This is a genomic window from Blastopirellula sediminis, assembly GCF_020966755.1.
GTDB classification, from domain to species: domain Bacteria; phylum Planctomycetota; class Planctomycetia; order Pirellulales; family Pirellulaceae; genus Blastopirellula; species Blastopirellula sediminis.
On record NZ_JAJKFT010000010.1, the window covers coordinates 2,860,232 to 2,872,750 of the forward strand.

Genomic DNA, 12,519 nt, shown 5'->3' on the forward strand with positions numbered 1-12,519 from the left:
GGAATAGGGACGGAGCCTATACCATCGTCGGCAGCCCGCAACAAAACGGAACGAACACGATCCAGACCAGCAGCACTTCTCCCAGCAAGCTTTGGAACGAAGTCAGGTACAACCGGGCGCCGCAACAACCGAGCATCGTCAGCCAACTTCCGATCAAGAGAATCGAGAAAGGGGTTTCGCTACTCGCCAGGTCTGTGCCGGTGATGATCCAGGGGAGCGCGAAATAGTAGAGGACGATCGGCGTCGCTGCAGTCAGTCCGCCGATCCAGGTTCGCGGTTCCCAAACGAGCGTTACCGCCGTTCCGATCGCCGGCGCCGCCAACAACAGCACGCCGGCGAAAGAAGAGCCGGCCGTCTCGGCCAGCAGGCGGATAAAGCCGAAGAGCAACGCGATGACGAAGGTCGACCAAAAGACGCGCGTCAGCGTGACTTGTCCCGGTCGCCGATCAGGCGAGGTCCACGCTGGCGACGGATTGGTCGGTGGCGACGTCATGACTAAGTCAGCAAGTGTTTCACGATCCCGGCAAGGTTCGCTATCACCAGCGCCGCAATCGGCGGCGTCCATAGCAACCTGGTCGAGAGGCTCTGGTGGCCGCGAATATGGAGCGCCATGCATGCGCCGAAATAGGCGAACATGATGCCGACGACGCCGAAAAACGACGCCGTCAAATCGTAACCAGAGTACGATCCGGCTGGGTCAAGTGAATGCGACAAACTCGCGATATACCCGATGGCAATAAAAGGGGTCCCCATCAACAGCGCCCCGCGAAGGGCGTACGGTTCCCAGGCGGTGATCACTCCAACCCCGATTGCCATCACAAGGGGAAATACCGCGACGCCATAGTAGCCGACCTCCCATAGCGGCAAGCAAGTGAGTCGCACATAGCCGCTGATGAGTCCGGCGATAAAGACGCACCAGAACATTCGCGGCAGCGTTAGCTGAAACGAACTTTGCGCAGGTTCGGCGGGTGGCGATTCTTCGTTCATGCAGCGCTAACCCGGCGGCCAGGTCAGTTTGCGTCCTCCCATCAAATGCAAATGAACGTGCGGCACTTCCTGACCACCTTCTTCTTTGCAGTTCACCACCACGCGATAGCCGTTTTCGAGGCCCAACTGTCGGGCGACGTCGCGCACCACCAGCCACAAGTGTCCCATGACGGCGGCGTCTTCATCGGCGATGTCGTCGAGCGTGGCGATTTCCTTTTTCGGGATCACCAGCACGTGGGTCGGCGCCTTGGGAGCGATGTCGCGAAAGACCAGGCAATGTTCATCTTCGTAAATGACGTCAGCTGGGATCTCTCCATCGATAATCTTCTTGAAGATCGTCTTACCGTTCATGCTGTCCTTTCGCTGCTGTCAGGGGTGGTGCTGTCGTCTACGGGCGCAGAATAGCAGCAAATTTCGGAATAGCCAATCAGTTGGTTTGGATGTGTTGTCGCTTACTGCATGACTTAGGGGCAATACGGGAAATGCGGGCCGCTAGCAGGCGAGTTTCGGTCAACTCCTAGCGGCAAGGTTGCCGAACATCCTAATTGAGTACGAGTCGTAGCCGGCAATGGATTGCCGCTACGGGAGACGCACGAAAGCGGCCAGCCTGCTCGGAGCGTTTCCATTTCTGTCTGAGATATGGGGGGACGCATGATGCTGAAGCGCGAGAATATCGCGTTGACCCTGGCATTCTTGCTTGGTCTGCTGATCGCTTTCGAGGTTCGTGCGCAACAGACGAACTACGTTCAAGAGAACGGGATCACCTATCGCGAAGTGATCGATACCGTCCAGCGCCCCGTCGTGGAAACGACGATGCAGCAACATACCGAGCAGGTTTACGTCGAGCGTTATACGACCGACATGCACGAGAGTCAGCGTACGATCTCGGTTCCGGTGACGGAATACCGCTGGGAAGCGTACACGCCGATCTCGCTCAACGTCTTCGCTCCGCCGCGCGTCGCTTACCGTTGGGTTCCGGTGACCCGTTGGGAGCAGCGCGTCGAAACGGTTCGCACGCCGGTGACGCGCCGCGATCTGGTTCCGGAAACTCGTACCGTTTCGCGTCCGGTGACTACGACCCGCATGGTCGACGAAAAGCGGATCTCCCGCGTCGCCGTCAGCAACACGCCGGGGACCTCGAACGGAGCGAGCAACGTCGCCGCCGCGCCGATCGAATCGCAACGCGTCGGCGGGCTCGGCATGCAAGCCGATCCTCCTCGCGTCGGCACGCGGCTAGATCCTGCCGCCGCCCCGTCCCGTTTCCGCTAGTCGCTTGTCTTTCGTAGGCTGGGTCAAGACCCAGCACTTGCCGGCGTTGCGTACTTCGCTGGGTCTCGACCCAGCCTACGAGTTACAAGCCTTCGGTTAACTCTTCCGGCAGTTCCGGCAGCGCGGCGCCGGTTTGGATCGCGTCGCGCGTCTGCTGGGCCAGGTCGATCGCCAGCGGCGTTACCTGCGGGCAGCGATCGGCGACGTCATTCACGTCCCAGCGATCATCCGGCTTGCCGAACAGTTGGCACTGGTGATCGCCATAGACGCGGGCTCCCCACGCTGCGGTCCGCAGGTAGAGCTCGTCTCCCTGCACGCAGAGCGTTCGGTCGCGGCCTGGCTCGTCGAGTTGCAGCAGCGAGCGAGTTGGGTCTTCGCTCCGCGTCGGTTTGGCGGCGCCAAACCAATCGAGCAGCGTCGCCGACAAGTCGCTGCTGGCGGTTAGTCCTTGCAGGCGCGTCAGCCCTTCGGCGGCGCCAGGCAAACGAATCAGCAGCGGCACTTGCGTCAGGTTCGAGTAAATGGCGAGCGGCAACTCAGCGTCGCGGCCGATCTGTTTGTGCAGTCCCAGCGGAATGCCGCCGCTCGACGTGACGACGACGAGCGGTTGCCGCTCGGTCGGCAACGCGTGGATCGCCGCGAGCAGCTCTTCCATCAGCGTGTCGATCAGCAGCACCTGGCCGCCGTACGCTTGCGATAGGCCGAGCAACTCGTCCGGCTCGATCTTGCCGGTCGGGCGAAGCGCCGGCGGCGTCACATAAGTCGGCGGATCCGGATCTTCTTCTTCGGCCAAACTGCGACGATAGTCGAGCGGCGCGTCCCATGCGCCCGCCATACCGCGAGCATGCGCCCAAACGAGTTCATCTCCCTGTTCCGATCCAAGCCAATCGCAGAGGATGGCGAAGATCCGGGCCAGTTCGGTGTCGTCTTCGTGCTCGGCGCTCTTCGGCTCTTCGCACGGCAGGAACTCGGCCGAGGCGAGCTCGAACGAACCGGCCGCGTCCCGCAACAGCGCTTCGTCGGTCAGCAAATGACACGCAGCGCCGATGCTGGCCAGCGCCGCCGCCAGGTCGAAACCGTCGTCGGGCGCCAGCGGATGAGCCGCGCGGAACCACGAACGATAGAGACGATCCAGGTTGAGCGTCTCTACCGTCGCATGCTCGATCAAAATCGATTCGGCCGCCAACTGATTCAGCGCCGGCGTCTCGAGCCACGCGGTTCCGTACGGGGACAGATACCCGGCGCTCCAGCCGTCGATGACCAATACAATCGCTCTACGCACGCAGATTTACTCGAACGAAACAGGAAGTGGCGAAAGGGAAAGCAAGCACGCAATACTAGCCCGAGGCGCAAGCCGAGGGAATGCGGGTAGACCCAAATGACGAATGTCGAATACCGAATGACGAGAGAATGACGAAGCACGAAACGTTCGTCATTCGAGCTTCGACGTTCGTCATTCTGCTTGCTGCCGCTTTCCCTCGGGCTAGTGCAACGTCAGACGAAAACTCCTGTGAGTTGGCGCCGTGCTTTTGCCGCGTCTTCGCGGGATAAGCATGTCTTCGATGCGTATCGAACAGGACAAAGACATGCTCATCCGGCGAAGACGCCGCAGGAGCATGGCACCAAGATTATCCGCTTTTCTTCCTACTTCTTCCCGTCCAAAACCGGAATCGCTTCCTGCTCTGACGGAGTGTGGGCTTCGGCCATCAGTTTGGCCAGTTTCTCGACCAGGTCCGGATGCTTGGCGGCCAGGTCGGTCGTTTCGCCGGGGTCGGCTTCCAGGTCGTAAAGTTCGATCTTCAGCGGATCGGGGTTCTTTTTGACCATCATGTTTTGGCGAATTCCTTTCCACTTGCCCATGCGGATCGATTGCTGACCGCCGTAGGCCGGGAACTCCCAGTAGAGATAGTCGTGCACCTTTTGCTCGCCGGTTCCGAGCATCGTCGGGGCGAGGCTATAGCCGTCGATCTTTTCCGGAGTCTTCGTTTTGGCGACTTCGGCGATCGTCGGCATCATGTCCCATAGGGCGCCTGGCAAGTGCGAAACCTGACCCGGCTTGATCTTGCCCGGCCAACGAGCGACCAGCGGAACGCGGACGCCCCCTTCGTACAAGCTTCCCTTAAAGCCGCGCAGGTTGGCGACCGACTCAAAAAAGTCGGAGTCCGACCCGCCCAAGCGTTCGTACGTCGCGCCGTTGTCCGAGGTGAACATCACCAGCGTGTTGTCGTCCAGTCCCAACGCTTCGATCTTGGCGAGGATCTTGCCGATGTCTTTGTCCATGTGGGTGATCATCGCAGCGTAGCCGGCCCGCGGCGTCGGGTGCTGCAAGTAACCTTTGTGGACGTAGTCTTCTTCCGGAATCGTGCCGGCGTATTCGGCGGTCGATTCGTCCGGCGCCTGAATCGACAAGTGCGGAATCGCGAACGGCAGGTAGAGGAAGAACGGCTTGTCCTTGTTCTCGTCGATGAACTCGAGGGCCACCTTCGTGAATTGATCCTGCGAATAGGTGTCGCCGGTCAGGGTCCGATCATTGCCGGGCTGAACTTCCTTTTCGCGGTTCCGCATCAGGAATTTCGGGTAATGGTTGTGGGCGTGACGCTGGCAATTGAAGCCGTAGAAGAGGTCAAAGCCTTGGGCGTTCGGATCGCCGGTCGAGCCGAACTGACCCAAACCCCATTTGCCGATCGCGGCGGTCGCATAACCACGCTGCTTCAGCATTTCGGCGATCGTCACTTCTTCGGTCGCCAGCGGACGTTGACCGCCGTACTCCAGGTCGAGCGCCTGCGTCTCCGGCGAAACGTCTTTCATCTCGCGGTTGTTGCGGATGTAAGCGTGGCCCGGATGCTTGCCGGTCATCAAGCAGCAGCGGGAAGGAGCGCAGACCGCGTTGCCGCTGTAGAAATCGGTAAAGCGAATCCCCTCGGCCGCCAGACGATCGATGTTCGGCGTTTTGATCCACTGCTGGCCGTAGCAGCCCAGCTCGGCGTAACCCAAGTCGTCGGCCATGATCAGCACGATGTTGGGGGCTCGGTCGGCGGCGAAGAGTCCGGTCGCAGCGGACAACAGCATCAGACAGGCAAGCAGTCGGGTCATCGATTTCCTCGGCGATTGGAAGGGGAAACGAGCGAGCAGGGAAGGGGACAGCCGCAATGCGGCGCGTCTGGGGTAGGACCGTACGTTCATCTTACGTGTAGTGGAGCCAAGATGCGCTCCTCTGCGAAGAAATAGCGATTCTGGGGAATTGGTGCGCCAATTCAGCAGAAAAAAGGGAGCCTGCCCCCCAGAGGACCCGAAAAGAGGCCGATTTGGGCCCGATTCGATCCAATTCGTCTCATCTTTTCCCCTTTTGCCGACGTTTGTTATAGTAAGGTCCATTGGTCTACAATTGTTCACTTCCAGCACGGCGTTACGGATGGCCCGCGAAGCTTTATTACAGCAGGGGGACGGCTACGGTCGCGACGAAGACCGGATGCTCCGCCCGCAGTCGATGGCCGACATGGTCGGACAGCGGGAAGTCGCCAAGCGGCTGCAGATTGTCGTCGATGCGGCGATGAAACGGGACGAGCCGCTCGGGCACATCTTGTTCGATGGTCCGCCGGGGCTCGGCAAGACGACCTTTGCGACCTGCATCCCCAAAGACCTCGGCGTCAACTTCCAGCTGACCAGCGGCCCCGCGATTCAGGCGCCCAAAGACTTGGTCCCTTATCTCACCAATGCCGACGAACGTTCGGTCCTCTTCATCGACGAAATCCACCGAATCCCCAAAGCGGTCGAGGAATACCTCTACACCGCGATGGAAGACTTCCGGATTGATATCGTCCTGGGAGAAGGGACCAACGCCCGGACGATCAACCTGCAGATCAAACCGTTCACGCTGATCGGCGCGACGACCCGCAGCGGGATGCTCTCGGCGCCGCTCCGCGACCGGTTCATCCTGCGTGAACATCTCGACTTCTACACCGACGCCGAACTGGCCGAGATCGTCCGCCGCAACGCCAAGAAGCTGGGAGTGACGATCGACGACGACGCGGCGCTCGAAGTTTCCAAGCGGAGCCGCAGCACGCCGCGCGTCGCCAACAATCGTTTGCGGTGGGTTCGCGACTACGCGACCAGTCGCGCCGATGGGCACGTCACCGTCGAGCTGGCCCGCGAAGCGATGGAGATGCAAGCGATCGACGAGCTGGGACTCGACAAACAGGACCGCGGCTATCTCTCGACCATCATCCGCGTCTTTGGCGGCGGTCCGGCCGGGATCGAAGCGATTGCCCATACGATGAATGCGGCGCCCGACACGCTGGCCGACGAAGTCGAACCGTTCCTGCTGCGAACGGAACTGGTCGTCCGCACCCCGCGAGGCCGCGTGGTGACGCCGAAAGCGATGGAACATCTGAAAACCATCAAGTGGAAATGACGAATGTCGATTTCCGAATGACGAAATTGGGACCGGACCCTTCTCGTTTTTTTTAAACGTCGTTTCGTCACTCGTTCGTAAGGTCGCGGCGTCTGCTTTCGGCCGCTGTGGCTGGACTGGACCGCCGCGTCCGTTTTTTTCTGCGGCGAATCGGCGAGCGTAGGAACCTCCTGTGCCATAACTACTTGCGCCGCCGTTGGGGGCAGTTCTTTCATTTCTTCGCTTCGCCCCAACTTCGCTGAACTGCCTATCATGTGGACCGCACGGCTGAAATTTTTTGCTGCGCGTCACGTTTTTGGGACCCATCGCTTTGCCCAACCGGACCCGGATTCCAATAAATGGGACCGGATCACGGTCCCAAAAATTCTCCTCCGGCGGCTGGGGCATCTTGCCTAGTTTCCGCGCATGCCGTTGGCGTAGTCGCCTTCGCTACGGCACAAAAATAAGATGGCCAGGAGGGTGAATTTCCTGCCCGTCGGACCCCCTTTCCCAATGGAGGTCGCTAGAAAGTCCGCTGCCTTGGGCAGTGATTAGAAGTCTGCGTCACGAAGGGTGATTTTCCCAAAAATCGAGCAGTCTGGCAAACAAATTTGTGGGCCTGGATGCCGGTGACTTTCGGCGGTTCTACTGGCCTTCCGAAGGGACATACGTGAAGCCGGGGCGGCGGTAATCGTCGGCGGTTCCTAGTTGCCCATCTAGGCCGGCATGGACGATGGTGTAGGTGCCGCGTTCTCCCGGCTCATAGGCGAGCGTTTTGCCGTCTGGATCTACTTGAATGAGGAGTTTATTCGCTTCCTGTTGGGTTGGCAGCCGACGATTGTTCTTGACGAAGTCGTCGAAGAGTTCGTCCGCCTTTTGAGTTCGCTCGATTTGATCGATCATCACGTGCACATTGTTGAGATGTTGTTTCGTGTTAAGGAACACGACGGCGACAAAAATGCAGCTGATCACAAGTAGGATCGTTCCGACCAGCCCCATCACAAATCCGGCGATCGCCAATCCCTTGGGCTGTTTGCGCATGCCGAACAGCGACAAAACCATGCCGATCGGCGACAACAAACCGCACGAAACAAGGCCGACGAGCGAGACGATGAACCCAGCCAGTCCCATGTTATTGGGGTCGCTTGGTTGGACGACTATGGTTGTGGAGTTTCCGTCCGATGCGTTCGCCATCGTTGGTGTCCGTGTTGTCGCAAAAGGTTGCGTGTTGAGTTGTTATCGGGCTGCGCGTGACGTTTTACTCTTCCCCTGGGGGCGGAAGAGGAGCGAATCCAGGATATTCCAAATCGTCGTCCGTTCCGGTTTTGCCGTCGGCGCCTGATTGCGTGAGCGTGAATGAGCCATGTTTCCCGGGCTTGTAATCGATGCCTTCGCCTCTTTCGCCAAGTTGAGAGAAGAGTTGTTGCGCTTCTTGTTCGTCGGGGAGGCGGCGGTTTTCGGCAGCGAAATCGTTCACCAGCTTGTCCGCCAAATCGGCCGTCTCCATTTGTTCAATCATGCGGTTCGCCCCGTTGTATTGCTCGCTCACGTAGTGGAACGCGACGGCGACCGCGACGAGGCTCAGGACGAGCAGGATCGTGCCAACGATTCCGAGGATAAAACCGGCTTTGGAATATTGGTTCGGATTTCTCCGCATTTCGGCATAGGACAGATACATCCCGATCGGCGCCAAAAAACCGCACACCATAATCCCGCTCAGCGAGACGATGAATCCCGTGAGTTCCCTCGGTTCGCGTTTTTTGGCCGAGGGGGCCGGCGTCGTCGGACTGGGACTTGTTCCATCCGCCATGAGGATTCCGTCTGTGAGCGTAAATGCGACTTACAACTGCTCGCCTGCGTTGCAGATGAGCTTGGGACGGCGCGCTCTTTGTTGAATTCGGACTTCGCGGGGCATTATTCCGCGGGCTTGTCCATCAACTCTCCTGAATCTTCCGCCTCGTCGAAGATGGGCGAATCTTCGTCGTTCTCTTTTGGCGCGAAAGCGTTCTCTTCCAGGTCAAGGTCGTCGAACGTATCAAATTCGTTGTCGGAGCCGGCCTCGACGACGGTGAAGTTGCCCGCTTCACCTGGTTCGTAACGGAGCCGGTCTCCGCTGGGATCGATCTCGGCGAACAACGTTTGCGCTTCGGCGACGGTCGGCAGCCGTTCATTTTCTTCCGCAAAGTCGCAGACCAGATTGCTCGCTTGTTGCACGCGACGCGCCTTATCGACCGCATCGGCGACGGCGCTCAGACCTAGGAGGCCGACGGCGAAGAACGAGCCGACGATTAGTAGCCCAATTGATCCAATGACCCCGTTTACAATCCCCAGGATGGCCAAGCCGCGCGGCTGTTTGAACGCACCGAAAATCGAAAGCAAAAGTCCGATTGGCGACAATATGCCGCAAGTCAAAATGCCGAATACGGAAACGATGAACCCCGCCAATCCCAGGCTGTTGTCCTGGATACGGTACGCGTTTCTGTTTCCGCTGGATGCGTCGCTCATGGTTGATTCTGATCAGAAGGATTTTTGGGTCGGGGCGGCGCGCAATGCGGCGTCGCAATTTCTGTCCCGATTGCCCCAGCGAGGGTCTCCCTCGGCGGTGGCGGCTCATTTATAGCGTAGCGGAGGGGGAGACGCAAAAGAGGTGGGGGCTGTTCGCCGGATTGGGAGTCGCTTGCGTAATCCACCTTGGCGGATTGCTGCGGCATTGTTGGGTTGCGCTTCGCTGCACCCAACCTACGTGACTGTTGGCGATTCGAGAGGTGAGCGTATCCTTGCGCGCGCATTTCCCTCGCTGGCGCTTCGGGCTACTATTGGCGGGCGATTTTCGCTGCGGCAATCTACGACGGCGTGATTTGCGCTTTGTCGGAGATGTCTTTGCGGCACCAGGCGCCTTCCCAGCGGATCTTTTTGACCGCGGTGTAGGCGTTCAGTTTCGCCGTGGCGATCGAGTCCCCCAGGGCCGTGACGCCCAGGACGCGGCCGCCGGCGGTGACGACGTCGGAACCTTTCATCGTGGTGCCGGCGTGGAAGACTTTCACGTCAGTCATTTCGGCGGCGTCAGAGAGACCGCGGATGACGTGACCTTTGGTGTAGTCGCCGGGGTAGCCGTCCGAGGCCATCACGACGCAGACCGCCGGACGCGTGTCCCACTGCAGCGGTTCGATCTCGGCCAAACGGCCGTCGACGGTCGCTTCCAGGATGTCGACCAGGTCCGACTTCAGCCGCATCAAGATCGGCTGGCATTCGGGATCGCCGAGCCGGACGTTGTATTCCAGCACCTTTGGACCTTGATTGGTCATGATCAGGCCCGCGTAGAGAACGCCGCGGAACGGACGACGCGAACGCTTCAGCGCGTGGACGGTCGGAACGAGGACTCGTTCTTCAATTTCCGACATCATGCTCGGCGTGACGATCGGAGTCGGGCTGTAGGCGCCCATGCCGCCGGTGTTGGGACCTTCGTCGTTGTCGAAGGCGGGCTTGTGGTCCTGGGCCGGCGCGAGAGTGACGATCGCCTGGCCGTCGGTGATCGCCAAGACGCTCGCTTCCTGACCGTCGAGACGTTCTTCGATCACGATCTGGTTGCCGGCGTCGCCGAAGATCTTATCCCGCGCGATCTGATGAATCGCTTCGAGGGCGTCTTCCGCTTTGTGGCAAACGGTCACCCCTTTGCCTGCGGCCAGGCCGTCCGCTTTCACGACGACCGGCACATCTTCCCCTTCGTGCGGGAAGCGGTCTTTGATGTAACGGGTGGCGCTGTCGGCGTCACGGAAGACGCGGTATTCGGCGGTCGGCACGTCGGCCTGACGGAGGATCTTTTTGCAGAACGCCTTGCTCCCTTCCATCTGGGCGGCGGCTTTGTTCGGTCCGAAGACCTTCAGCCCGGCGTCTTGGAACGCATCGACCACGCCGGCGACCAGCGGCGCTTCGGGCCCGACGACGGTCAGGCCGCAGTTGTTCTGCTTGGCGAACTTGATCAGGGCCGGGAAGTCGGTCTGCGAGATATCGACGTTTTCGGCGTCGAGCGCGGTACCGGCGTTGCCGGGCGCGACGAAAACGCGCTCGACACGCGAGCTTTGACCGATTTTCCAAGCGAGCGCGTGTTCGCGTCCGCCGTTGCCAATCACCAGTACGTTCATAGTGCGATAAGCCTTTGGGGGGCTGTGAGCCTTTTTGGGGCTAAGGTCCTGCGTCGAATTCGCCATTCTAGCGGGGAAGCGCGAAACTCGACAGATGCTGTTTTCTGCGGTTTGCGTCCGTTGGGCAAGCGCCGGCGAGGGGAATTGGGCGAGATCTCACGGCAAGCCGTAGCTCGGCGCTGACCTGGCGAGCTCTAAGTCGTGTGCATGGCGGTAGTTGAAAGGTCAGCGCAGCGATCGGGAATTCGGATTGGGGAAAATTGGCTCGCTGACGCCCCGAACTGCTGCCGGAAGGAAGCGTCGTACGTCGTATAGCTGGCGTCAGCGAAGGAGCGATCGCTGCAATGAACGCCCCCTAAACGCAATGAGGATCGGAGTTTGCAATATTTTTTGCGTCACATTGTTCCGATCAGCGGAGATTTTTATCCCAAGGCTCTTCCTTTGGGGCGGAGCTAGTTATACTCGCGACTGCGTCCACGGTACGAAACGAGCAAGATATTAGAGCCCTTGGTAATCGAAACGCGATTTCCCGAGTGTGAAAGATCTTCTCTCGGCTGACTGCGGTAACGGCCAGGACGCATTCGCCCTGAATGTTTCGCGGAAGCGGAAATCGCGCGGATAGGCGGTGGCTTTTACCACCCTGTTGATGTGCGATTTGCAGCGGAAGTCTGAATCGTGCCGAAATCGGTCCGAATTCGACAAGCGGCGGAAATTATTTTCCTCGCCCCCTACAAGGGTGCGGCGAAATGAATGGGCGACGGCGTCAAAATTGCTTATAATGAACAGCTTTCGCACGCGCCGTTATGGCCGCGTGCGTGAAAGCGACAAAAAACCTTGAAGGAGATTCCCACCATGAAATCGCTACATTTCAGCTCCGCCCTGTTGCTGGCTCTGTGCGTCAGCGGCATCGCCTCGGCCGAAGGCTGGGGAACGATCAAAGGCAAGTTCGTCGTCGACGGCAAAGTTGGCGATCCGGCTCCGCTGGAAATCACCAAAGACAAAGAAGTCTGCACCAAGACCAAGCTGTTTGACGAATCGCTGCTGGTTAGCGCCGACGGCGGTTTGAAGAACGTTTGCGTCTGGGTTTCGCTCGGTCGCCGCGACCCGCAGCCGCCGGTTCACCCGGACTACGATAAGACGGCTGACGCCACGATCTTGGTCGACAACCTGGCTTGCGCCTACGTTCCGCACGTCGCCGTCGTTCGTCCGTCGCAGAAGGTCGAGTTCAAGAACTCGGACCCGATCGCTCACAACTTCAAGGTGGACGGCTTCGCCAACAACCCGTTCAACACGTTGGTTCCGGCCGGCGGAACGTACGAACATCAGTTCCCGTCGGAAGAACGCGTTCCGATGGTCGCCGCTTGCTCGATTCACCCGTGGATGAGCGGCTTCATCGTCGTGAAGGAATCGCCGTACGTCGCCGTTTCGGCCGAAGACGGCACGTTTGAAATCAAGAACATGCCGGCCGGCGAATGGAAGTTCCAGTTCTGGCACACCAGCGGCGGTTACCTGGGCGAAGTGAAGATGGGCGGCAAGTCCGAAAAGGACCGCAAGGGCGAATACGAAGTGAAGGTGGAAGACGGCAAGACGACCGACCTGGGCGTCATCACCGTTTCGGCCGACATTTTGAAGAAGAAGTAAGCCCGTTGGCGTAACCAGTTGAGCGACGGACTGACTTCGTCGCTCGGTTGCCAGCGCCGCGCGATTCGCCCGCGATCGCCATGCATAACG

The 12,519-nt window shown here is 59.5% G+C and carries 12 protein-coding genes; 3 read left to right on the forward strand and 9 right to left on the reverse strand.

Annotated elements, in window-relative coordinates; genetic code table 11:
- Window positions 1-16: 16 nt before the first annotated feature.
- From LOC68_RS23310 to LOC68_RS23320, 3 genes are read right to left on the reverse strand one after another with little or no spacing between them, the layout of a single operon-like run.
- The gene (locus LOC68_RS23310; RefSeq protein WP_230223207.1) at window positions 17-493 is read right to left on the reverse strand and encodes a hypothetical protein; all 477 of its coding nucleotides are present in this window, start codon (window positions 491-493) and stop codon (window positions 17-19) included.
- 2 nt (window positions 494-495) lie between these two features.
- Window positions 496-987, reverse strand: a complete 492-nt coding sequence (locus LOC68_RS23315) for a hypothetical protein (RefSeq protein ID WP_230223209.1) — start codon at window positions 985-987, stop codon at window positions 496-498.
- A 6-nt stretch (window positions 988-993) separates the two neighbouring features.
- Window positions 994-1,338: a histidine triad nucleotide-binding protein gene (locus tag LOC68_RS23320; protein WP_230223211.1), complete on the reverse strand. Its 345-nt coding sequence runs from the start codon at window positions 1,336-1,338 to the stop codon at window positions 994-996.
- A 300-nt stretch (window positions 1,339-1,638) separates the two neighbouring features.
- Here LOC68_RS23320 and LOC68_RS23325 point away from each other — a divergent pair, with 300 nt between their 5' ends.
- Window positions 1,639-2,256 carry a hypothetical protein gene (locus LOC68_RS23325; protein ID WP_230223213.1) on the forward strand — a complete coding sequence of 206 codons (618 nt, stop codon included), beginning with the start codon at window positions 1,639-1,641 and terminating at the stop codon, window positions 2,254-2,256.
- 82 nt (window positions 2,257-2,338) lie between these two features.
- On the opposite strand, the gene LOC68_RS23330 is transcribed toward LOC68_RS23325, so the two are convergent.
- Together LOC68_RS23330 and LOC68_RS23335 are read right to left on the reverse strand one after the other, a co-directional pair.
- Window positions 2,339-3,538, reverse strand: a complete 1,200-nt coding sequence (locus LOC68_RS23330) for a hypothetical protein (protein ID WP_230223215.1) — start codon at window positions 3,536-3,538, stop codon at window positions 2,339-2,341.
- Window positions 3,539-3,900: 362 nt separating this feature from the next.
- Complete coding sequence (locus LOC68_RS23335) at window positions 3,901-5,349, reverse strand: arylsulfatase (protein ID WP_230223217.1); 1,449 nt, start codon at window positions 5,347-5,349, stop codon at window positions 3,901-3,903.
- Window positions 5,350-5,668: 319 nt separating this feature from the next.
- Here LOC68_RS23335 and ruvB point away from each other — a divergent pair, with 319 nt between their 5' ends.
- Window positions 5,669-6,667, forward strand: a complete 999-nt coding sequence (gene ruvB, locus LOC68_RS23340; protein ID WP_230223219.1) for a Holliday junction branch migration DNA helicase RuvB — start codon at window positions 5,669-5,671, stop codon at window positions 6,665-6,667.
- A 624-nt stretch (window positions 6,668-7,291) separates the two neighbouring features.
- Here ruvB and LOC68_RS23345 read toward each other — a convergent pair.
- From LOC68_RS23345 to purD, 4 genes are all read right to left on the reverse strand, one after another.
- Window positions 7,292-7,840 carry a DUF4190 domain-containing protein gene (locus tag LOC68_RS23345; RefSeq protein ID WP_230223221.1) on the reverse strand — a complete coding sequence of 183 codons (549 nt, stop codon included), beginning with the start codon at window positions 7,838-7,840 and terminating at the stop codon, window positions 7,292-7,294.
- A 64-nt stretch (window positions 7,841-7,904) separates the two neighbouring features.
- Window positions 7,905-8,456 carry a hypothetical protein gene (locus LOC68_RS23350; protein ID WP_230223223.1) on the reverse strand — a complete coding sequence of 184 codons (552 nt, stop codon included), beginning with the start codon at window positions 8,454-8,456 and terminating at the stop codon, window positions 7,905-7,907.
- Window positions 8,457-8,560: 104 nt separating this feature from the next.
- The gene (locus LOC68_RS23355; RefSeq protein WP_230223225.1) at window positions 8,561-9,151 is read right to left on the reverse strand and encodes a DUF4190 domain-containing protein; all 591 of its coding nucleotides are present in this window, start codon (window positions 9,149-9,151) and stop codon (window positions 8,561-8,563) included.
- Window positions 9,152-9,489: 338 nt separating this feature from the next.
- Window positions 9,490-10,788, reverse strand: a complete 1,299-nt coding sequence (gene purD / locus LOC68_RS23360) for a phosphoribosylamine--glycine ligase (protein ID WP_230223227.1) — start codon at window positions 10,786-10,788, stop codon at window positions 9,490-9,492.
- 852 nt (window positions 10,789-11,640) lie between these two features.
- Here purD and LOC68_RS23365 point away from each other — a divergent pair.
- The gene (locus LOC68_RS23365; RefSeq protein ID WP_230223229.1) at window positions 11,641-12,429 is read left to right on the forward strand and encodes a cupredoxin domain-containing protein; all 789 of its coding nucleotides are present in this window, start codon (window positions 11,641-11,643) and stop codon (window positions 12,427-12,429) included.
- Window positions 12,430-12,519: the final 90 nt, after the last annotated feature.